The sequence below is a fragment of the Nocardia sp. BMG51109 genome, from assembly GCF_000526215.1.
Taxonomy (GTDB): domain Bacteria; phylum Actinomycetota; class Actinomycetes; order Mycobacteriales; family Mycobacteriaceae; genus Nocardia.
Map to the genome: position 1 here is coordinate 2,048,450 of NZ_JAFQ01000004.1, position 20,613 is coordinate 2,069,062.

General features: G+C 68.9%; 17 protein-coding genes. 10 read left to right on the forward strand and 7 right to left on the reverse strand.

Annotated features, from left to right (window positions below):
• The first annotated feature begins 609 nt into the window (after positions 1–609).
• Positions 610–1,458: an NAD(P)-dependent oxidoreductase gene (locus tag D892_RS0110800; RefSeq protein ID WP_024801248.1), complete on the forward strand. Its 849-nt coding sequence runs from the start codon at positions 610–612 to the stop codon at positions 1,456–1,458.
• Positions 1,459–1,693: 235 nt separating this feature from the next.
• On the opposite strand, the gene D892_RS0110805 is transcribed toward D892_RS0110800, so the two are convergent.
• Entirely contained in the window at positions 1,694–3,649 is a 1,956-nt protein-coding gene (locus tag D892_RS0110805) for a glycosyltransferase (protein ID WP_024801249.1), read from the reverse strand.
• A gap of 156 nt (positions 3,650–3,805) precedes the next feature.
• On the reverse strand, positions 3,806–4,315 hold the full coding sequence (locus D892_RS0110810) for a GtrA family protein (RefSeq protein ID WP_024801250.1): 510 nt from the start codon (positions 4,313–4,315) through the stop codon (positions 3,806–3,808).
• Positions 4,316–4,544: 229 nt separating this feature from the next.
• Between D892_RS0110810 and D892_RS0110815 the strand changes: the two genes are divergently transcribed.
• Both D892_RS0110815 and D892_RS0110820 read left to right on the forward strand, forming a co-directional pair.
• Positions 4,545–5,516, forward strand: a complete 972-nt coding sequence (locus tag D892_RS0110815; protein ID WP_024801251.1) for a glycosyltransferase — start codon at positions 4,545–4,547, stop codon at positions 5,514–5,516.
• Positions 5,513–7,066 (forward strand): DUF2142 domain-containing protein, encoded by a 1,554-nt coding sequence (locus tag D892_RS0110820; RefSeq protein ID WP_024801252.1) that lies wholly within the window; start codon positions 5,513–5,515, stop codon positions 7,064–7,066. The genes D892_RS0110815 and D892_RS0110820 overlap by 4 nt, the downstream gene beginning before the upstream one ends.
• A 3-nt stretch (positions 7,067–7,069) precedes the next feature.
• On the opposite strand, the gene rfbB is transcribed toward D892_RS0110820, so the two are convergent.
• The gene (gene rfbB / locus D892_RS0110825) at positions 7,070–8,071 is read right to left on the reverse strand and encodes a dTDP-glucose 4,6-dehydratase (protein WP_024801253.1); all 1,002 of its coding nucleotides are present in this window, start codon (positions 8,069–8,071) and stop codon (positions 7,070–7,072) included.
• 411 nt (positions 8,072–8,482) lie between these two features.
• Here rfbB and D892_RS0110830 point away from each other — a divergent pair, with 411 nt between their 5' ends.
• Positions 8,483–9,190: a hypothetical protein gene (locus D892_RS0110830; RefSeq protein WP_024801254.1), complete on the forward strand. Its 708-nt coding sequence runs from the start codon at positions 8,483–8,485 to the stop codon at positions 9,188–9,190.
• Between the two features lie 197 nt (positions 9,191–9,387).
• Here D892_RS0110830 and D892_RS0110835 read toward each other — a convergent pair whose 3' ends face one another.
• Positions 9,388–10,383, reverse strand: a complete 996-nt coding sequence (locus D892_RS0110835; RefSeq protein ID WP_024801255.1) for an alpha/beta hydrolase — start codon at positions 10,381–10,383, stop codon at positions 9,388–9,390.
• A gap of 226 nt (positions 10,384–10,609) precedes the next feature.
• Here D892_RS0110835 and rfbA point away from each other — a divergent pair, with 226 nt between their 5' ends.
• Both rfbA and D892_RS0110845 read left to right on the forward strand, forming a co-directional pair.
• On the forward strand, positions 10,610–11,515 hold the full coding sequence (gene rfbA / locus D892_RS0110840; RefSeq protein ID WP_024801256.1) for a glucose-1-phosphate thymidylyltransferase RfbA: 906 nt from the start codon (positions 10,610–10,612) through the stop codon (positions 11,513–11,515).
• A 2-nt stretch (positions 11,516–11,517) separates the two neighbouring features.
• Entirely contained in the window at positions 11,518–12,078 is a 561-nt protein-coding gene (locus tag D892_RS0110845) for a dTDP-4-dehydrorhamnose 3,5-epimerase family protein (protein ID WP_024801257.1), read from the forward strand.
• A 61-nt stretch (positions 12,079–12,139) separates the two neighbouring features.
• Here D892_RS0110845 and D892_RS0110850 read toward each other — a convergent pair whose 3' ends face one another.
• Both D892_RS0110850 and D892_RS0110855 read right to left on the reverse strand, forming a co-directional pair.
• A complete protein-coding gene (locus D892_RS0110850) occupies positions 12,140–13,012 on the reverse strand; it encodes a helix-turn-helix transcriptional regulator (RefSeq protein WP_024801258.1) in 873 nt (290 codons plus the stop codon).
• A 192-nt stretch (positions 13,013–13,204) separates the two neighbouring features.
• Positions 13,205–13,765 (reverse strand): DUF4282 domain-containing protein, encoded by a 561-nt coding sequence (locus D892_RS0110855; RefSeq protein WP_024801259.1) that lies wholly within the window; start codon positions 13,763–13,765, stop codon positions 13,205–13,207.
• Positions 13,766–14,063: 298 nt separating this feature from the next.
• On the opposite strand from D892_RS0110855, the gene D892_RS0110860 reads away from it, so the two are divergent.
• Positions 14,064–14,549, forward strand: a complete 486-nt coding sequence (locus tag D892_RS0110860) for a hypothetical protein (protein WP_036568611.1) — start codon at positions 14,064–14,066, stop codon at positions 14,547–14,549.
• A gap of 123 nt (positions 14,550–14,672) precedes the next feature.
• Positions 14,673–16,919, forward strand: a complete 2,247-nt coding sequence (locus D892_RS0110865; protein WP_024801261.1) for a molybdopterin oxidoreductase family protein — start codon at positions 14,673–14,675, stop codon at positions 16,917–16,919.
• Between the two features lie 694 nt (positions 16,920–17,613).
• On the opposite strand, the gene D892_RS0110870 is transcribed toward D892_RS0110865, so the two are convergent.
• Complete coding sequence (locus tag D892_RS0110870) at positions 17,614–18,069, reverse strand: GtrA family protein (protein WP_024801262.1); 456 nt, start codon at positions 18,067–18,069, stop codon at positions 17,614–17,616.
• Between the two features lie 84 nt (positions 18,070–18,153).
• On the opposite strand from D892_RS0110870, the gene D892_RS0110875 reads away from it, so the two are divergent.
• A complete protein-coding gene (locus tag D892_RS0110875) occupies positions 18,154–19,668 on the forward strand; it encodes an FAD-binding oxidoreductase (protein WP_024801263.1) in 1,515 nt (504 codons plus the stop codon).
• Between the two features lie 37 nt (positions 19,669–19,705).
• Complete coding sequence (locus D892_RS0110880; RefSeq protein WP_024801264.1) at positions 19,706–20,467, forward strand: decaprenylphospho-beta-D-erythro-pentofuranosid-2-ulose 2-reductase; 762 nt, start codon at positions 19,706–19,708, stop codon at positions 20,465–20,467.
• Positions 20,468–20,613: the final 146 nt, after the last annotated feature.

The window sequence follows — 20,613 nt, forward strand, 5'->3', positions numbered from 1 at the left end:
CAGAGCCCGACAGCGCGACGCCCGGTCAGCCGACAGCTGAGCGCCGGACGGTCGGCGGCTTGGCGTGCGTGCGGGGCATACCAGCGGTCCCGTTGCAGCGCATGCCGGAGCCGTACCGGTGGTTCCGCCGTGCCATTTTCGGCTATGCGGTCACAACATTCCCCGGCCGAAAGCATGCGGAATACGGCGTCGAGTCACGCCCGGTGACCGCGGGCGGTCGGCGGCTCGGCGCGCAGGCAGCTCGACGCCCAAGCGGGCCCGCCGCTCGGCGCGCGGGCAGTCAGCTCTGCGCGCAGGCGGCCCGCGGCTCGCCGCCTAGGCAGCCGACAGCTCCGCACCCATGCAGCCACCGGCTCGGCGAGCGACGAGGTAGACGGCATCGACCCGCAGCCTTCATCGCCGAGCACATCCGGACCGGAGCACCGATGGGCTGCTCCGGTCCGGACGTCCGGCGGGGCCCGCTGTCGCCTATCTCTCTATGCAACTGGTTGCATAGAAATCGGGCGCTCCTTTACTGTGCAAATCGGGCAGAACCGCCCCCGGCCGTCGTTCGGCAGAGATCATCTAGGGGATCCTCGAATCGGGGGCGCGACAGATTGGAGCAGGCGAATGACGCAAGCAGGCAAGCCGCTGGCGGGCCGGACCGTGATCATGTCCGGCGGCAGCCGCGGCATCGGGCTGGAGATCGCCAAGCGGGCGGCGGCCGACGGGGCGAACATCACCCTGATCGCGAAGACCGATCAGCCGCACCCGAAGCTGCCCGGCACCATCCACACCGCCGGCGCCGAACTCGAGCAGGCCGGCGGCGCGGTGCTGAAGTTCGTCGGTGACATCCGCGACGACGAGGCGGTCGCCCGGGCCGTCCAGCAGACCGTCGAGCGGTTCGGCGGCATCGACATCGTGGTCAACAACGCCTCGGCGATCGACCTGTCGACCACCGAGCAGTTACCGATGAAGAAGTACGACCTGATGCAGGACATCAACTGCCGCGGCAGTTTCCTGCTGTCCAAGCTGAGCATTCCGGCGCTGCGGGAATCCGCGCGGGCCGGGCGCGATCCGCACATCCTGACGCTGTCACCGCCGTTGAACCTGGATCCGAAGTGGGCCGGTTCCTCGCTGGGCTACACCATCGCCAAGTACGGAATGTCGCTCACCACACTGGGTTTGGCCGAGGAACTGCGTGCCGACGGCATCGGCGTCAACTCGCTGTGGCCGCGCACCACCATCGGCACGGCGGCGGTGCGCAACCTGCTCGGCGGCGAGGAGAGGGTCCGCACCTCCCGCACCCCCGACATCTACGCCGATGCCGCCTACCTGGTGCTCACCTCACCCGCGAAGGACACCACCGGCAACTTCTTCCTCGACGACGAAGTCCTTGCGGCACACGGCATCACCGATCTGGACAAGTACCGCGTGGTCCCGGGCGACGAACCGCTGACCACCGACCTGTTCCTCTGAGCCGAGTCGCCACCGGACATCGCCGCCCCCGATCGGGTGATCGATAGACCATCGATCGGGGCCGGGCGGCCCAAGTACGTCCGCTGTCGGCAATCGCCGCGCTGGGATGCCGGGCTATCGGACAGGCAGCGAGTTATATCGGACAGACAGAAGCGCCACCCCGAAACACGACACCGGCTCAATCCTCGACGTGGCCGTGGTGCCTCGCTCGGAGATCGACGTACCCCGGGCGAATTCAGATGCCGTAGAGGCGTTCCCAGTTCTCCCGGCTGGTGAGTTCGGGCACGGCGTCGCGGTACTGCCGGGACACCGTCGGCAGGTCGCGGCGCAGGCGGCGCAGGACGCGGAAGGTCCGCAGCAGCAGGGCACGGGCCTTCGCCTTGTCCCGCTTGCGGATTCGCACCCCCGACTGGGAGGCGTCGGTCACCATCACGTGCTCGAACAGCGCGATGTGCCACCAGTGCGCGTCCTCGCGGGTGACGGCCTTCAGCCCGGGTTCGGTGCGACCGGTCCACTGCTGGATGGCCCGCTTGATCAGCACCAGCACCGGACGGCTCGGCTCACCGCCGGCGCGCCGCACCTGGATGTCGGCATTGCGGATCGGCGCGGTGGCGGCGGGATGCTTGATCGTCTCCGAGTACTCCCCGCGGCTCTTGCGCGCGGTGGTGAGGGCGGCCTGACCACCGTCCTGCAGGAACCGCGGCCCGCGCAGGAAATCCTCGATGCCCTGCAGCGTGGTGTGCGCCAGCCCGTACTGCATGCCGACCAGATACTCGGAGATCTCCCGGAACAGCCTGCGGGTGACCAGCTTCGGATCCAGGTCGGCGTGCAGGGAGGAGACGATGAGCGAGTTGCGCGAGGAGAAGTAGCGCGCCCAGTCGTCGAAGTCCTTCCAGTAGAAGTCGGCGTGCCACACCGCCGCATTCGGCAGCGTCACGGTGACGAACCCGTGCTCGCGGGCGCGCAGGCCGTATTCGACGTCGTCCCACTGGAAGAAGATCGGGATCGGCAGCCCGATGGTGGCCACCACCTCGGCCGGTATGAGACAGGTCCACCAGGCGTTGTACCCGGCGTCCACCCGCCGCTCCTGGTTGCGCTTGAGCATGCTGGTGTTGCGCAACGCCTTCGGCACCTTCTGGCCGTGCCGCAGCTTCGGCAGATCCGTCTCCTCGGCGCCGACGTTGAGGTAGTCGGGGTTGAGCAGGAACAGCATCTGCGCGCCCACCAGCGTCGGCTCGGTCGTCAGGTTCGCGAAGGCGTTGAGCCGCAACACCGTTTCCGGCTCGCAGAGGATGTCGTCGTCCATCAGGATGACGTCGGCGTGCTCCGAACCCTCGAAGCTGCCGGCCGCCGACACCTCGTACAGCCCGCGCGTGAATCCGCCCGCACCACCGAGATTCGGCTGGCGCAGGTAGCGCAGCTTATCGCCGAACTTCGGCTTGGTCTGCTGGTACAGCGGACGGTCCTCGACCAGATCGGTGCCCTGATCCACCACGTATACCGCATTGATGGCCGACAGCACGGTCTGATCCGAGGCCAGCGCCGCCACGGTCTGCGCGCAGTCCTCGGCGCGGTTGAACGTGCAGATCGCGATGGCCACGGGCCGGATGCGCTCCGGCGCCACCGCGGACCACTCCAGCTCGGCGACGGTGAGTTCGCCTCCGACAGCGTCGAATTCGAGCCACAGCGCGCCGCCGTCGATGTACTGGTCCAGCGGCGCCCGCAACACCACGCGGTGCTCCGCGCCGCCCGCCTGCTCCGGACCCCGGCCGTTCGAGCGGGCGTCGGCGCGCACGTCGGCGGTGTCGATGATGCGGCGGTGCCCGGCGATGTCGGAGGCGGCCAGCCGCACCCGCGCGCGCTCGCCGACGGTCAGCGTCATGCCGACCTCGACCTCGGTCACCGTGGTCCAGCGCTGCCAATAGCTGGCGGCGAACCGGCCGAAGTAGGTGTTGGTGTGCGCGGTCGCGCCCTTCTCCAGGCGTAGCGCCCTCCGCTCCCGCGACACCTTGCCCTTGCTCACCGAATACATCTCGGCACTGATCTTGGGCGCGGGCCCCACGAACACACCCCGTTGCAGCACGAGCCGCTCCGGAGCCCGGTGATCGATCCGCATCGCGGCGGCCGCGGAGTCGGCGAGAAGCCGGTCGTTCTCGGTGTCCGTCACGGCCTGCCCAGCCGACTGGTCCATATCACAGTCCCTTTGTGTGCTTGTGGTCGTTCTCGATGCGGCCGTGGCCCGCGGTGTCGCGGGTGCACGAGCCGTTGATGGCGCGAGCTGTTCAGGTCACCGGCGTGTGCACGGCCGTGCGCGCGCTCGGTGCGAGCAGCACCCATTATCTCCATCTCACCCGTCGGCGGCGGATCGGGCCACCTTCTCGCCGGTGAACACGAACTTGTCGTAGGCCCAGTACCGGAAGGCCACCGCCACGATCTGGCCGATCAGGGTGCCGGAGATGTTGTCGGCCAGCGGCGACGACAGGTCCAGCACGTACCGGGAGAAGCCGAGACAGCCCAGTTGCAGCCCGATGGCGACCACGTTGAACAGCGCGTACAGCAGATACTCGCGGGCCGGGCTGCCGCCCTTCTTGTGCGCGAACGTCCACCACTTGTTGCCGAAATAGGTGACCACCGACGCCACCACGATCGCGATGATCTTCGCCGACAGCGGCGCGTGGTACAGCGGGCCTTCGCCACCCCAGAACACCAGCAGGTTGTAGGTGCCGGCATCGACGAGGAAGCCGATCGCGCCGACGGCGAGGAACGCGCCGCCCTGCCGGAGCGCGGTCACCACCTTCGCGAGCAGTGGCGCACCGATTCGATCCGCCTGCTCCGGCACGGTTTCGCTGGTGGGCACGAGGCGTACGGTACCGCATCCGCGACGGTCCGGGTCCGGGGCGACATCCCTCCGGGGACCGGCGGCACTCCCCTCCGGGGACCCGGCGACACCGCCGTCCGAGCGGAGCGGCGGGAACCCCCGACGGGGTATGTGACACAGTGAGGGTTACCGGGCGAGTTGGGCCGACTCCCCTGTACCCTCCCGGTGTTCCGTATTTCGCCGTCCGATCACACGAGGAATTGACGGGGTGGACCCCACCGAGCTTCGCATCGCGGCAGTAGTGCCCTGCCACAACGAGGAGGCCGCGGTCGCCAAGGTCGTGACCGACCTCAGGACCGCCGTGCCGGGCATCGTCGTCTACGTCTACGACAACCTGAGCACCGACGCCACCGCCGATCGCGCCCGCCAGGCCGGGGCGATCGTGCGCACCGAGCACACCAAGGGCAAGGGCAATGTGGTGCGGCGGGCCTTCGCCGATATCGACGCCGATATCTACGTGATGATCGACGGCGACGACACCTACGACGCCTTCGCCGCCCCGCTGCTGATCAAGACCCTGCTCGACGGCCCCTACGACCACGTCCTGGGCGTGCGGAAGGTGGAGGAGGGCGCCGGTGTCCGCGCGGAATCGGCCTACCGGACCGGGCACGAATCCGGCAACCGCATCCTGAACGGCGTCGTCGGCAAGGTGTTCGGCGAGAACGTCGAGGACATGCTGTCGGGCTACCGGGTCTTCTCGCGCCGGTTCGTCAAGAGCTTCCCGGCCGTCTCGCGCGAGTTCGAGATCGAGACCGAGCTGACCGTGCACTCGCTGCACCTGCGGGTACCGCAGACGCAGGTACCGGTCGGCTTCCGCGATCGCCCGGCCGGCAGCGAGAGCAAGTTGCGCACCTATCACGACGGCTTCAAAATCCTGGCGCTGATCATCGGGCTGGCCCGGCACGAGCGGCCGGTCGCGTTCTACGGCCTGTTCGGCGCGCTGGCCTGGGTGCTGTCGATCGTCCTGATCACCCCGATCGTGATCGAGTTCTACGAGATCCACCAGGTGCCGCGCTTCCCGACGCTGTTCCTCGGCTTCACCCTGCTGATGCTGGGCAGCCTGGCCTGGACCGCGGGGCTGATCCTGGACGGCATCCGCCGCTCCCGGCACGAGGCCGCGCGCCTGATGTACCTGCGGTACTCGGCGGTGGGCACGGAGCCCGACGAGGCCACTCGATGACAACCGAGGCCCGGCCGGAGACCGCTGCCGAGCGGCACTCCGGTAACGGGCACGAGCCGGCCGCCGACGCGCCGGAGCCGACCCCGAGACCGAGCCGGCTGCGCCGAGTGGAGCACTGGACAGGGCGCCGAATCGGCGCGGCCACGACCGTATTCCTCGTTCTCGCCGGTATTTTCGGCGTCGCGTGGGCGACGGTGACACCGCCGTTCTGGGGTCACGACGAGATCACCCAGTTCGGCCGGTCCTACCAGGTCGCGCACGGCGGCTTTCTGCCCGAACAGATCCCCGACGATCGCGGCGTCGCCTACGGCGGCGATATACCGCTGAGCGTCGACGGGCTGATGGGCTATGCGTTCTACGACTACAACCGCCGGCCCGCCGAGCCGGAACCCATGGCCGCCGACCGCATCTCCTACGAGCTGCTCGAGTCGGCGCCGGTGACCACCGACGCCACCAAGAAGATGTGGTTCACCAACACCGCCGCCTACTCACCGATCCCGTATCTGCCCGCGGCCGCGGGCATCCGGCTGGCCGAGGTGTTCGACCTCGACGTGGGCGGCATGGTGCTGCTCACCCGGCTGGCGGGGCTGGCCGGCTATCTGGCCGTCGTCGGATTCGCGCTGTGGTCGCTGCGCGGCTACCGGGTGCAATGGCTGGCATTCGCGGTGGCGCTGCTGCCGATCGGGCTGTTCCAGGCCGGCACGGTTACCGCGGACACCCTGACCAACGCGCTGGCCGTACTGGTGTCCTGCCTGCTGGTGAAGGGATTGTTCCTGGGCGCCAAGCTGTCGCGCGTGGAGGTCGCGGTGACCCTCGCCGCGACCATCCTGCTCCCGCTGTGCAAGCCGACCTACGTGCTGCTGGCCATGCTGACGGTGCTGATCCCGGCCCGGCAGTACGGCTTCTCGAACCGGCTGCGCTGGATTCCGTGGTGTTTCGCGGCACTCGGCGCCGGCCTGTTCGCGGCCTGGATGAAGACCGCAGCACCGACCGGCGAGGGCATGGGCCTGATGCGCCCGCCCGAGCAGTGGCATGCGGTGCGCCCCGGCGATCAGCTGGAACAAATCCTGAGCCACCCCCCCGATTTCCTGAACATCTTCGTCGAGAGCATCTGGTTCCGGGATCAGCGCTGGTTCACGCAGTTCTTCGGTGAACTCGGTTTCGCCTACATCGACGTGCCGGCGGTCTCGGTGCTGGCCTGCCTGCTGGCCTTCACGGTGGGCCTGGGAATCGCCGAGCGGATGAGCGCGGATCGGCTGCGCACCTGGGTCGTCGCGCTCACCGTGCTGGCGAGCGTGGCGATGATCTATGTGACGCTGTACATGTCGTTCACGCCGGTCGGCTACTACTTCATCGACGGCGTGCAGGGCCGCTATTTCGTACCGCTGGCGATCGCCGCGTTCGCGGTGCTGCTGCGGTGGATGCCGTTGCGGCTGACCAACAGTCGCGGGACGACACCGTCGCGCGGCCCGGCGATCGTGATCGTGGTGGCGACGACCGTCGCGCTGGCCGCCGCGGTCGCCAAGTACGACTTCGCGGTCTGGGGCTGACGGTCAGAGCACCTGTTCCCCGGCCGCCACGTAGGCGCGCTCGGTGATCTCCTTCTGTGGGCGCCACCAGTTCTCGTGCTCGCGGTACCAGCGAATGGTGTCCGCCAGCCCGGTGCGGAAATCCGAATACCGTGGCTCCCAGCCGAGTTCGGTGCGCAGCAGGGTGGCGTCGATGGCGTAGCGCTGATCGTGGCCCGGCCGGTCGGTGACATGGTCGAAATCGTCGGGGTCCCGGCCGAATTCGGCGAGGATCAGCCGCACCACGGCCTTGTTGTCCAGCTCGCCGTTCGCACCGATCAGATAGGTCTGCCCGATCCGGCCGTGCTCGAGGACCGACCACACGGCACGATTGTGGTCCTCGACGTGGATCCAGTCGCGCACCTGATGCCCCGCGCCGTACAACCGCGGCCGCACGCCATCGATCAGATTGGTGATCTGACGCGGAATGAACTTTTCCACGTGCTGATACGGGCCGTAGTTGTTGCTGCAGTTGGACAGCGTCGCGCGCACCCCGAACGAACGCACCCAGGCCCGCACCAGCATGTCGCTGGCGGCCTTGGTGGCCGAGTACGGGCTCGACGGCTGGTACGGCGCGTCCTCGCTGAACGCCGGCGCGGCGGCGTCGAGGTCGCCGTAGACCTCGTCGGTCGAGATGTGGTGGTAGCGGACGTCGTGCCGCCGCGCCGCCTGCAGCAGCGCATACGTGCCGATGATATTGGTCTGCAGGAACGGCCAGGGCTGCGTCAGCGAGTTGTCGTTGTGCGATTCGGCGGCGAAGTGCACGACCGCGTCCACCCCGCCGACCAGCCGGTCCACCAGGTCGGCGTCGGCCACGTCGCCGTGCACGAAGTCGATGCGGTCGGCGACCGGTTCCAGCGAGGTCCGGTTGCCGGCGTAGGTGAGCTTGTCCAGCACCACCACGTGGGTGCCGGGCCGCTCGGCGAGGGTCTGGTGGACGAAGTTGGCGCCGATGAATCCGGCGCCACCGGTTACGAGCAATCGCACGATGGTCAACACTATCGGCCGCGTCCCGGACGCCGGCAACGGCTCGCCCCGGGACGCCGCGCAGGGTCCTCCGGACAGAATTACCCACGCCTCCACCGACCGGCCGGTCGAACATTTCCGTATGGGCGGGAATTACTCCTGAACGCAAATAAATACTTTATTACCAGGGGCTCCCTATTGGTGTGATGTTCATCACATGACGTCGGTTTCGGCCGAATTCCTACAACCCGTCTCACCTGCGAAAACCACATCCGGACTGGATGTTTCCGAAACACTACCAATCACAAGGCCACGGTGGTGAACAGAATTTGAACGAACGGTCACAGCAGGTTCACCGCTCGTTAGCTGCGCTCCATTTCTATACCTCTTGTCCCCACCGAATCACTTCTCTCTACCGAGGTTCCAGTAAAAATGCTGATGAGGAAATTCGCCGCGACGTCGGCTCTGTTGATCGCCGCGCTCGGCATCACCGCCGGTGCGGTCAATGCCGCCCCGGCCGCCGACGAGGGCGTCGTCAACTACCAGGCCACCCCCACCCAGGACGCGACCATCATCTCCACCGATGCCGGTTCGATGGACGTGGAGAATGGCGTCTTCAAGATCAAGGCTGCCAACGGAACCACCCTGGCCGGACAGGAACTGAACTTCCGCGTCGACGACTACGTGTTCCCGATCGCCGCCGACATCAACGGCCGCACCGCCACCCTGACCCCGCAGTTCGATCTGGCCCACGCGACCTACAGCCCGGTCGCGCTGCCGTTCGAGGACCAGGCCCCCTGGAAGACCCCGTACGACCGTGAGCAGGCCGCCTTCAACCGTCTGAAGGACACCATCTCCACCGGCGCCTCCATCGGCACCCTGGTCGGCGGCCTCGGCGGCGGCGCGATCGGCTGCGTCCTCGGCGGTATCGCGGGCGCGACGGTCGCCTCGGCGGCCATCATCGGCCTGTTCGGCGCCTTCATCCCGGCCGCCGCGATCGGCTGCCTCGGCGGCATCATCGCCATCGGTGCGCTCGGCACCCTGGCCGGTCAGTTGCTGATCACCGCGCCCGTCGCGATCGCGGCCGCGGCCCAGTACTTCACGACCATCAACCAGCCGTTCAACCCGCCGGCCAAGTAAACCGGTAGGCACCGCGCGGTTCTCGCCGGACACCCTCGTCCAGCCGGCACTGGACGGGGGTGTCGTCGTATCCGGGTCCTCACGGCATTGGGTCTTCACGCCGGTCGTGTTCGACCCCTTGGCCGCCAGTCGTGTTCGGGCACAAGCCACCCGGGGCAGTCGGCACCCGCCTCGACAGCTCACCCCGGGCCGGCCGGTCAGGCCGAGCGCGCCACCGGCTCGGCCGCGATGCGGGACCGCACGAAGCGGGCCACCCGGCCGAGCGCCGCGCGGCTCTCCGGCAGGTTCGGCAGGATGCTCGTGAACGCGTGCACCTGGCCGCGCCACAGCTCCAGGGTGTTCGGCACCCCGGCCGCGGTCAGCCGGCGTGCCATGAGTTCGCTGTCGTAGCGCAGCACCTCGTCCTCGCCGACGACCAGCAGGGCCGGCGGCAGACCGGCCAGCGCGCCGTTGACCGGGGAGAGTTCGTCGGCGCGGTCGGCGGCGCCGTACCGGGCCATCCGGCCCAGCGCCGCCAGCCCGATGTAGGCGTCGCGATCGACGTTCATGTAGTCCAGCTTGGCCGCGCGGTCGAGGTCCAGCGCCGCGGACAGCCCGACCAGGCCGGCGGGCGCGCGCAGTCCGGCCTCGACCGCCCGCAGCGCGGTCGCGAAGGTGAGGAAGCCGCCGGCGGAATCGCCGCCGAAGACGATCCGGGACGGATCGACGCCGTGGCCCAGCAGCCACCGGTAGGCGGTCAGGCAGTCGTCGATCGAGCCGTCTATCGGGGTGTCCGGCAGTTGCCGGTAGTCCACGTTCAGCACCGGCAGGCCGGTGCGGCGGGCCAGGGCGGCGGCGACGGGGCGGTGCGAGTCCAGGCCGCACAGGAAGAAGGCGCCGCCGTGCATGTACATGACGACACCGTCGCGCAACGCCCGCCGGGCGCCGGCCGGGCGGATGATCTCCATGCGAAATCCGCTGAGCCGCACCTGCTCCCGCTCCACACCGGACGGGCCCGGGCGCAACCGCGCCAGACCGTCGACGACGGTGCTCGCGACCGGCATGGTCAGCGGGGTGATCGGATAGTGCCGGACGACCGGCCGGACCACACCGCGGCACGCCAGCCACAGCGCCCGGGACGGCAGGCTGCCGCCGCCGGGATTCACGACAACGCCCGGCCCGCTCGCGGGTTCGCCGACTCGGATCGCCACCATCGCGCACCTACCTCACTCCGGGCGCGCCGTGCTGACAGCCGAGATCCGGCGGCGAGCTGTCGGCGCTGACATCCCACACGGTGTCATTTCAGAACACCACGTGAACCTCACCTGCGCAACTATTTGTCGCTCGGTCGAATATCGGGTGCACGCTCGTGATCGTTTCCCCGGCCGGGCCCGGAACCTCGCCGCGCCCGGGCGGCGCACGGATGGCAGACTGCCTGCCATGCGCGGAATCATCCTGGCCGGCGGCACCGGGTCACGGCTGCATCCGATCACGCGCGGGGTGAGCAAACAGCTGGTTCCGGTGTACGACAAGCCGATGGTGTACTACCCGCTGTCGACGCTCATGCTGGCCGGCATCCGGGACGTCCTCGTCATCACCACGCCCGAGGACGCCGGCGCGTTCGGGCGGCTGCTGGGCGACGGCTCGCAGTTCGGGCTGTCGATCGACTACGTGGTGCAACCCGAACCGGACGGGCTGGCGCGCGCCTTCGTGCTCGGGGCCGGCCACATCGGCACCGATACGGCGGCACTGGTGCTGGGCGACAACATCTTTCACGGTCCCGGCCTGGGCACCCGGCTGCGCCGCTTCGACGGTGTGCGCGGCGGCGCGGTGTTCGCCTACCGAGTCTCCGACCCGAGCGCCTACGGCGTCATCGAATTCGCCGACGGCAGGGCGATCTCCATCGAGGAGAAGCCGAAGCTGCCGCGGTCCAACTACGCCATCCCGGGCCTGTACTTCTACGACAACGACGTCGTCGAGATCGCCCGCGACCTGCGGCCGTCGGCGCGCGGCGAATACGAGATCACCGATATCAACCGGACCTACCTGGAGCAGGGCCGGCTGTCGGTGGAGGTGCTGGCCCGCGGCACCGCGTGGCTGGACACCGGCACCTTCGACTCGCTGCTGGACGCCGCCAACTACGTGCGCACGGTCGAGGAGCGGCAGGGCCTGAAGATCGGCGCGCCGGAGGAGGTGGCCTGGCGCATGGGCTTCATCGATGACGAGCAGCTGTGCCGGCTGGCCGAGCCGCTCGTCCGGTCCGGTTACGGGAGATACCTGCTCGGGCTGCTCGAGCACGGGCTCGACTACGACGGGGCCGAGCGGGGCGGGACCGACCACCGATGAGCATGCGGATCCGGGAGTTGTCCGTCCCCGGCGCATGGGAGTTCACGCCCACGCTGCGCGGCGACGAGCGCGGGGTGTTCGCCGAATCGTTCAAGGCCTCGGAGTTCGAGAAGGCGGTCGGCCGCCCGTTCGACCTGTTGCAGGTGAACACCTCCACGTCCGCCGCCGGCGTGCTGCGCGGGATCCACTACACCGAGGACCCGCCCGGCCAGGCCAAGTACGTGACCTGCGCGCGCGGCGCATTCCTCGATGTCGTGGTGGATCTGCGCCCCGGTTCGCCGACCTTCGGCGCCTGGGACACCGTGCTCATCGACGATGTGCACCGGCGCTCGGTATTCGTCTCCGAGGGGCTGGGGCACGCGCTGCTGTCGCTGGCGGACGAATCCACCGCCATGTACCTGTGCTCGCTGGAATACGCGCCCGAATTCGACCGGGACCTGGACGCTTTCGACCCCGAGCTGAGCATCGACTGGCCGACGGTGGGGCGCGACGGCCGGCCGTTGACGTTCGCCCGCTCGGCGAAGGATGCCGCGGCGCCCACCCTGCGCGACCTGCACGGCTGATCCGGGGCAGCGACTCACAGCGCCCGCAGGCGCGGCAACGACTCACAGCGCGGCAACGGGCTCAGAGCGCGGCCAGTGCGTCGTCGATCGCCGCCCGCGCATCCGACGACGCCGCCGTGATGTTGGCGAAAGCCGTACGGTACCGGTCGATCTCGTGGTCCTTGTCGAAAAATGTGGAGCCGGTGAAGGTTTCGACGTACACCACCGGCGGCTCCCGCAGATCGCTTGCGGCATCGGGGAATTCGAGCAGAACGAACCGGCCGGACTCCATCCCGTCGTGATAGGCGCAGTCGGCGGGCACCACCCGGAGGTCGACGTTCGGCAGCTCGCCCATGCGGCGCAGGTGATCGAGCTGGGCGGCGTGCACCTCGGCACCGCCGATCCGATGCCGCAGCAGCGCCTCGCCGAGCACCGCCAGCAGCCGGGGCGGCGCCTGCGCGCGGGTGAGCACGGCCTGCCGGGCCGCCCGGAACGCCACCCGGCGATCCAGCTCCCGCGGCGACATCTCCGGCCGCGCCCCGGCCAGCACCGCCCGGGTGTACTCCTCGGTCTGCAGCAGGCCGGGAACCAGCTCGTTCTCGAAGGTCGACAGCCGCTCGGCCGCCTCCTCCAGGCCGATGTAGACCTCGAAGCCCTCGCCGATCACGTCGTTGTACTCGGTCCACCAGCCGCGCGCCTTGGTTTCCCGGGCCAGCGCGGTGAGCGGTTCGACGAGCTCCTGCGGCGCGCCGTAGATCTTGCACATGGCCTCGACGTCCAGGCCACGCAGCGAGGTCTGCCCGGTCTCGATCCGCCAGATCTTGGCCTCCGACCACTCCAGCCGCTGCGCCGCCACGCGCGTCGTCATGCGGGCGCGATTGCGCAGCTCACGAAGCCGCCGCCCGAGCTGCCGACGGGGCATGGTCGAGCCGGTGATCCCGTGCGGTAGAGACATTTTCCCCCTCCCGTCCCGTGCGCCGATCGTATTCGCTCACCACAGCCCGCCGAGCGGCACGACTCACGCACGCCCGGATCGAAACTGGACACGCGATCGGATTGTTGCACAACCGAACCACCCCGGGAAGCGGGTTCCGCCAACGTATTACCGACGGGTACGGTTGAGCCGCCACCCGGGCAACCCCTCGGCTCATTTCCGCGCCGGCCGTCGCCGGAACCGCCAGAACTGCACGGCGCGAACGTCTTCGGAGAGTTGATTGACCGGCTCGGCCACATCCGACAGCGCCTGGAACAGGTCGTCGGCCAGATCGTTGATGTGCTCGACCCGATCGGCCAGCCGCGAGGCGTTCACCAGGAACTCCAGCGCCAGCCGCACCGAGGCCGCGATGGTCAGACCCAGCGGCACCGCCACCAGCACCGCGAACACCAGCCCCAGCGGCATCGAGACGTGCCAGAGCAGCACGGTCAGCGCCGTCGGCACGCCACAGGCGAACGCCAGGCCGAGAATGTACGCCAGCGGGAGCAGGGTGCGCGTCGACCGGCGGCGGAACCGCACGTCCAGCAGGGCCCGCAGGGCCGCGACGGCCCACGCACCGAATGCGCCCGGACTACCGAACGGCTCGGCGGGCTCGGCGTCCGCACGGTGCTCGCCGAGCGAGCGCGGCAGCCCCCGAGCGGAATCGTCCCAGGTGATCGGGTGGGGCGCGGCCCCGATATCATTCGGCCCGCGCCCGGCAGGCTCGTCGGTCATACGCCGATCCTCTCCCGCCCGCGGCCCACCGGCAACGGCGAATCCCAAGGGTTTTCTTGGGAAACTTTCAGCCGCAACATCTTCGATGGACGAGTGCGAATCCGATCGTGGGGCCCGGGCCGGCAACGGAACCGAGGACCACAGACAATAGCCGGACGTAATCAAAAGGTGATCTTGTGATGAATTCGACGGAGGGCAAGAAAGTTTCGCGAACGTGTAACACCTCGTCCCACGAGGCCCGATACGTCCCATGAACACCGAAGCAGGACCCAGATCTACCCGGGGAATGGAGAAGACAGTGCGTACGACGTTTCCGACTTCCGTCTCGGCGGCCGACGTGGCCGCCAGCGCGCAGGACTACATCCGGCGCGGTTGGACGGTCGCTGAAACGGCCAACGGCATCTGCCTGATCACCGACGAGAACGTATCCGGCATCGAGGTGACCGGTGAGCTCGCGGCGACTGTGCGCCGATTCCTGCGGGCGAACAACCTGTCCGGTCCGGTGATCGAGATCCCGGGCGCCGAGCGCCGCGAGATCCACCTGGTCACCGGCGTCCGCAAGGCGGAGCGGGCACTCGAGGCGCTGCGCGCGTCCGGTGTCACCGTCTACACCGACGGGGCCGGCATTCCGCTGCCGCCCACGCAGCTGTCGGCCGGATCGGCGTGCTGGGGTGTCGCGCCGGGCGAGGCCCGCTGGGTGCCGCCGGTGGTCGCGATCGCCGCCGCCGTGCGCGCGGCGCGGTCGCGGCGGCGCAGGTCGGGGATCGCCCGTTTGGCCAGCTGAACGAGAGTCGTCCGAGCGGGGGCACCGCCGGAACGAAGGAACCGGAGACCGCGGGAACCGAACGGTTCCCGCGGTTTTCGCGTGTACGGCGCACGTGTCGGTGCCCGGGGTGATGATGGTGGTATGACGCACGTCACCGGCAACACCCGCACCATGCACCGCACCTGCCCGCTGTGCGAGGCGGTATGCGGGCTCGAACTGACGATCGACACGGCCGACCGGATCGTGGGCGTCCGCGGCGACCGGGAGGATCCGTTCAGCCGCGGATTCCTCTGCCCGAAGGGCGCCGGCCTCGGGCAGCTCGACGACGACCCCGACCGGCTGACCGAGCCGATGGTTCGCGACCGGGCCACCGACACCTGGCACACCGCCACCTGGCAGGAGGCGTTCGACCTGATCGCCGACCGCCTGCCGGAGCTGATATCCGCGCACGGCCGGCCGTCGGCGGCGCTGTATCTGGGCAATCCCAACGCGCACACCGTCGCCGGCGGGCTGTATCTGCCGGCGCTGATCCGGGCGCTGAGCACCCGCAACATCTATTCCGCCAGCACCGCCGACCAGATGCCCAAGCAGGTGGCCAGCGGGCTGATGTTCGGCGATCCGCTCACCGTCCCCGTGCCGGATCTGGACCGCACCGACTACCTGCTCATGCTCGGCGCCAATCCGCTCGAATCGAACGGATCGCTGTGCACGGCACCGGATTTCCCCGGCCGGCTGAAGGCGCTGCGCAAGCGCGGCGGCCGGCTGGTGGTGGTGGACCCGCGCCGCACCCGCACCGCGAGGCAGGCCGGTGAACACCTGTTCATCCGCCCCGGCAGCGATGCGTATCTGCTGTTCGGGATCGTGCACACGCTGTTCGCCGAGAATCTCACCGAGGTCCGCGTCGAGGCGGCCGGGCTCGACGAGGTCCGCGCGGCCGCGGCGGCCTTCCCGCCGGAGCGGGTCGCCGAGCGCACCGGCGTTCCGGCCGGCACCGTCGTGCGGCTGGCCCGCGAGCTGGCCGCGGCGCCGACGGCCGCGGTCTACGCCCGCATCGGCACCTGCACGGCCGAATTCGGCACGCTGACGCAGTGGCTGGTGGACGTGCTGAACGTGCTGACCGGCAACCTGGATCGTCCCGGCGGGGCCATGTTCGCCACCGCCGCCGCGCTCGGCCTCGTCCGCAGCCGCCCGTTCCGGCTCGGCCGCTGGACCAGCCGGGTGCGCGGCCTGCCCGAGGCGATGGGCGAGTTCCCGATCGCCACACTCGCCGACGAGATCCGCACGCCGGGCGAGGGGCAGGTCCGTGCCCTGGTGACGGTCGCGGGCAATCCGGCGCTGTCGGCGCCCAGCGGCACCCGGCTCGCCGAGGCGCTGCCCCGGCTGGAATTCATGGTGAGTGTCGACCGCTACCTGAACGAGACCACGCGGCACGCCGACGTCATCCTGCCGCCCCCGCGCACCGTGCAATCGCCGCATTACGATTTCGCGCTGCTCAACTTCGCGGTCCGCAACTACGCGCGCTACTCGCGGCCGCTGGTGCCGCTGGGCGACCGGCCGTCGGAATCGGAGATCCTGGCTCGCCTGGCCCTCGCGATCTCCGGACAGCAGCCCGGACCCGGCCGCGATCCGGTCGAGACGGTCGACGAGCTGATCATCGCCGGCACCCTGGAGAAGGCGGGCCTCTCGGATCGCCGGGCCGCACTGCTCGGCGAGAACAGCACCGAGCAGCGGATCGACATGATGCTGCGGCTCGGCCCGTATGGGGAGTGGAATCCGCAGGCCTTGCCGATCGACGGTGCCGAAATCGGTGATGCCGAAATCGAGAGCGCCGAGGCGGCCGGGGCGCTGAATCTGCGGGTGCTGCTGGACAATCCGCACGGTATCGACCTCGGTCCGCTGCGGCCCCGCCTGCCCGGCGTGCTGCGCACCGAGTCGAAGCGGGTCGAGCTGGCGCCGCGACCGCTGCTCGACGACGTCACCCGGTTGCGTGCCCGGCTCGACGACCCGGCGCCGGACATGGTGCTGATCGGCCGGCGCCAGCTGCGCTCCAACAACAGCTGGATGCACAACGTGCCGACGCTGGTCGGCGGGTCCAACACCTGCACCCTGCACATCCATCCCCAGGATGCCGCCCGGCTGGGGCTGGGCGCCGAGGCCGTGGTGAAGTCCGCGGCGGGCGCCCTGACGGTATCCGTGGAGCCGACCGAGGAGATCATGCCGGGCGTCGTGAGCCTGCCGCACGGCTGGGGCCATACCGGCAGCACCCAGTCGGTGGCCCGCGCACACGCCGGCGTGAATGCCAATGCGCTGACCGATGATTCGCTGGTCGACGCCCCGTCGGGCAATGCGGTCTTCAACGGGGTGCCGGTCACCCTGACCCCCGCCTGAGGACCGGTCGGCTTGTGCAAGGGGGATAACGGATCGATCGGCGCGACAAAGATCGGGCAACCGAGCAAGATAGCTAACGCACTATTGCGAATTGAACCGGGTGCCAGCCGAATCCGGTCCGACCGGCCGCCGACGAAGATCAATGCCGTCCGGACCGCCGCCGGTCCGGGGCCTTGCGGCGGGTCGGCAGTTGGGGGATCGTCGGACCGGAACGACGAATCCGGCACCGGCCGGATCTCGCCCAGCCGAACCGAATATCGTTGAGCGCTACCCGGTTCGACGACAATCGAGGTTCAACGTCGAGCCTTCCAGATGCGGGATGCCAGCAACCCGAGGAGGCCGACATACCGGTACCCGGCGCGACGGCGCTGGTGTCCGGTGAGGGCGACGCCGGCTCCCGCACCGGCGAATTCGACGTTCCGCACGTCAGGTATCGACGCACTCTTGCATACCCGGGAGTGCAGGATCCGCGCCCGACGAGCGTCGGCAACCCGCTGGAGTACCCACGCGCCGAATCACCGCCCCCGGCCGCCCGAAGGTGGGGCACCGACAACCCGATCACCCACGGCGGCTACGACTTCGGCGCGAAGGCGAAATCCCCAGCACTGGTCGCCGAATACCGAACCCGCCGATTCCGACCGCAACGGCGCGGACCGGGATCGGCGGGTTCACCCTCGCGCCGGACCGCGCACCCTCACGAGAGTTTGAAGATCACGGCCCGCTGCACCACGAAGTTGATCACCGTTGCCGTGCCCTGCGCGATGACGAAGGCCAGCGGCATCCGCCACCATTCACCCGGCAGCACGTGATAGAGGATCTGATTGATGCCGACCTGCACGGCGAAGGTGATCCCGTACAGCGCCACCACCGCCAGGAAGCGAATGCGGCTGGGCGGCGCCTGGAACGTCCAACGCCGGTTGATCAGGTATGCCGTCGTGGTGCCCGCGATGAAGCCGATCGACTTCGCCACCGCCACCGGCAGCCCGACAACCTGCAGCAGCAGCGTATACAGGCCGAAGTCGATGATCGCCGAGAAACCGCCGGACAGCGCGAAGCGGACGATCTGCGTCTTCAGATCGACCTCCGTGCCGCCGGGCTCGTCGACCAGGGGCAGCTCGGGTGGCAGGGGAAGAGGGGGTTCCGCGGACACGGCACGAGCGTAGCGGGTGGGCGCGGCGGGGGCGCACGACCGCCTCGACACCAGGACCGATGTCCCTCCATACCTGTAGCCTCTATGCCGATGTCCACGAAAGCTCAGACCTCCACCGCCGGGGCTCCCGCGAAAACCGCAGGCAACGGCGCTGCGTCGCAGAATGACAGCACAGGGTCGAATGACAGCACAGAGTCGACGGACCGCTACGACCTGCCGACGTACCCCCGTCGGCTGACCGGTTGGGGCCGCACCGCGCCCACCACGGCCGAGGTGCTCTCGACCGGCGATCCGGAACTGATCGCGCGGGCCGTCGCCATGGTCGCCGAGGACAACGAGTCCAAGCCGGCGCACCTACGGCGTGGAGTGATCGCGCGCGGGCTGGGCCGCTCGTACGGCGACCACTCGCAGAACGCGGGCGGCTTGGTCATCGACATGACGCCGATGAACAGGATCCACCGCATCGACCGCGACACCCGGATGGTCGATGTCGACGGCGGCGTCAGCCTCGACCAGTTGATGAAGGCGGCGTTGCCGTTCGGGCTGTGGGTCCCCGTGCTGCCCGGCACCCGCCAGGTGACGATCGGTGGTGCCATCGCCTCCGATATTCACGGCAAGAACCACCACAGCGAAGGCAGCTTCGGCAACCACGTGCGCTCGATCGAGCTGCTCACCGCCGACGGCCAGGTGCAGCACATCACGCCGAAGCGCAACGCCAAGCTGTTCTGGGCGACCGTCGGCGGTAACGGGCTCACGGGCATCATCCTGCGCGCGCAGATCGAGATGACGCCGACCGAGACCGCGTACTTCATCAACGACGGGGTCAAGACGGCCACCCTGGAGGAGACGATTGCCGCGCACAGCGACGGCAGCGAGGAGAACTACGTCTATTCCAGCGCGTGGTTCGACGTGATCAACCCGCCGCCCAAGCTCGGCCGCGCCACCATCACCCGGGGACGGCTGGCCACCGTGGACGAGCTGCCGAAGCGGCTGCGGCGCAAGCCGCTGAATTTCGATGCGCCGCAACTGATGACGGTGCCCGACATCTTCCCGAGCTGGACGATGAACAAGCTGACCCTGCAGGCCATCGGCGAGGCCTACTACACGATGGGCGGCAACTACACCGGCAAGGTCCAGAACCTGACGCAGTTCTATCACCCGCTGGACATGATCGCGGAGTGGAATCGCGGGTACGGATCGGCCGGGTTCCTGCAGTATCAGTTCGTGGTGCCGCCGGAGGCCGTGGAGGAATTCAAGAACATCATCCGCGACATCCAGGCGTCCGGGCACTACTCGGCGCTGAATGTGTTCAAACTGTTCGGCCCGGGTAATCAGGCCCCGTTGAGCTTCCCGATGCCGGGCTGGAACATCTGCGTGGACTTCCCGATCCGGCCGGGCCTCAACGATCTTGTCAGCGAACTGGACCGGCGGGTCCTGGAATTCGGTGGCCGGCTGTATACCGCGAAGGACTCCCGCACGACGGCGGAGGCCTTCCACAAGATGTACCCCCGGATCGACGACTGGATCAAGGTCCGCCGAAACGTCGATCCCACAGGCGTTTTCATGTCCGATATGGCGAGGAGGCTGGAGCTGCAGTGAGCGGCGAGCACCACAAGACGAGCGGCGGTTACGAGAAATGATCAACGCTGTAGGTAACCCGCAGAACATCCTGCTGCTGGGCGGCACCTCCGAGATCGGCCTGACGATCTGCGCGGAGTACCTGAAGAAGGGCCCGGCCCGGGTCGTCCTCGCGGCGCTCCCGAACGACCCGCTGCGCGAGGACGCGGTGGCCCAGATGGAGGCCGCCGGTGCATCGAAGGTGGAGGTCGTCGACTTCGACGCGCTGGACACCGGAAGCCACCCGAAGGTCGTCGAGCAGGCGTGGGCCGACGGTGACATCGACGTCGCGATCGTCGCTTTCGCGCTCGACGACGACGCCGAGGAGCTGTGGCAGAACCAGCAGAAGGCCGTCCGGGTGGCCGAGGTCAACTACACCGCGTCGGTATCGGTCGGCGTCCTGGTCGGCGAGAAGATGAAGGCGCAGGGCTACGGGCGGGTGCTCGTGATGTCCTCGGTGGCCGGGGAGCGGGTGCGCCGCAGCAACTTCGTCTACGGCTCCACCAAGGCCGGCCTGGACGGCTTCTATCTGGGCCTCGGCGAGGCGCTGCGCCCGTACGGGCCGCGCGTGACGGTGATCCGGCCCGGCCAGGTGCGCACCCGGTTCTCCGCGCACGTGGACGAGGCCCCGCTGACGGTGAACAAGGAAGACGTTGCCGCCCTGGCGGTCTCGGCCTCGCAGAAGGGTAAGGAGATCGTCTGGGCGCCCGGCACCTTCCGCTGGGTCATGATGATCCTGCGCCACATTCCGCGCCCGATCTTCCGCCTGCTGCCCCTCTGATCGACTGCCTCGCTGATCGAGGCATCCGGCACGCTCGCCCGAGCATCCGGCGCCTCCGTTCAGGCATCCGGCACCGACGGCCGGTAGCGATCCTCGTTGATCGCTACCGGCCGTTCGTCGTTCACGGGGCCCGCGGCACCGTCGAC

Bases quoted from the DNA above. Each gene is read 5' to 3' on its own strand.
- D892_RS0110800 (WP_024801248.1), top strand. From the start codon at position 610: ATGACGCAAGCAGGCAAGCCGCTGGCGGGCCGGACCGTGATCATGTCC.
- D892_RS0110805 (WP_024801249.1), bottom strand. From the start codon at position 3,649: ATGGACCAGTCGGCTGGGCAGGCCGTGACGGACACCGAGAACGACCGG.
- D892_RS0110820 (WP_024801252.1), top strand. From the start codon at position 5,513: ATGACAACCGAGGCCCGGCCGGAGACCGCTGCCGAGCGGCACTCCGGT.
- D892_RS0110830 (WP_024801254.1), top strand. From the start codon at position 8,483: ATGCTGATGAGGAAATTCGCCGCGACGTCGGCTCTGTTGATCGCCGCG.
- D892_RS0110835 (WP_024801255.1), bottom strand. From the start codon at position 10,383: ATGGTGGCGATCCGAGTCGGCGAACCCGCGAGCGGGCCGGGCGTTGTC.
- rfbA (WP_024801256.1), top strand. From the start codon at position 10,610: ATGCGCGGAATCATCCTGGCCGGCGGCACCGGGTCACGGCTGCATCCG.
- D892_RS0110845 (WP_024801257.1), top strand. From the start codon at position 11,518: ATGCGGATCCGGGAGTTGTCCGTCCCCGGCGCATGGGAGTTCACGCCC.
- D892_RS0110850 (WP_024801258.1), bottom strand. From the start codon at position 13,012: ATGTCTCTACCGCACGGGATCACCGGCTCGACCATGCCCCGTCGGCAG.
- D892_RS0110855 (WP_024801259.1), bottom strand. From the start codon at position 13,765: ATGACCGACGAGCCTGCCGGGCGCGGGCCGAATGATATCGGGGCCGCG.
- D892_RS0110865 (WP_024801261.1), top strand. From the start codon at position 14,673: ATGACGCACGTCACCGGCAACACCCGCACCATGCACCGCACCTGCCCG.
- D892_RS0110875 (WP_024801263.1), top strand. From the start codon at position 18,154: ATGCCGATGTCCACGAAAGCTCAGACCTCCACCGCCGGGGCTCCCGCG.
- D892_RS0110880 (WP_024801264.1), top strand. From the start codon at position 19,706: ATGATCAACGCTGTAGGTAACCCGCAGAACATCCTGCTGCTGGGCGGC.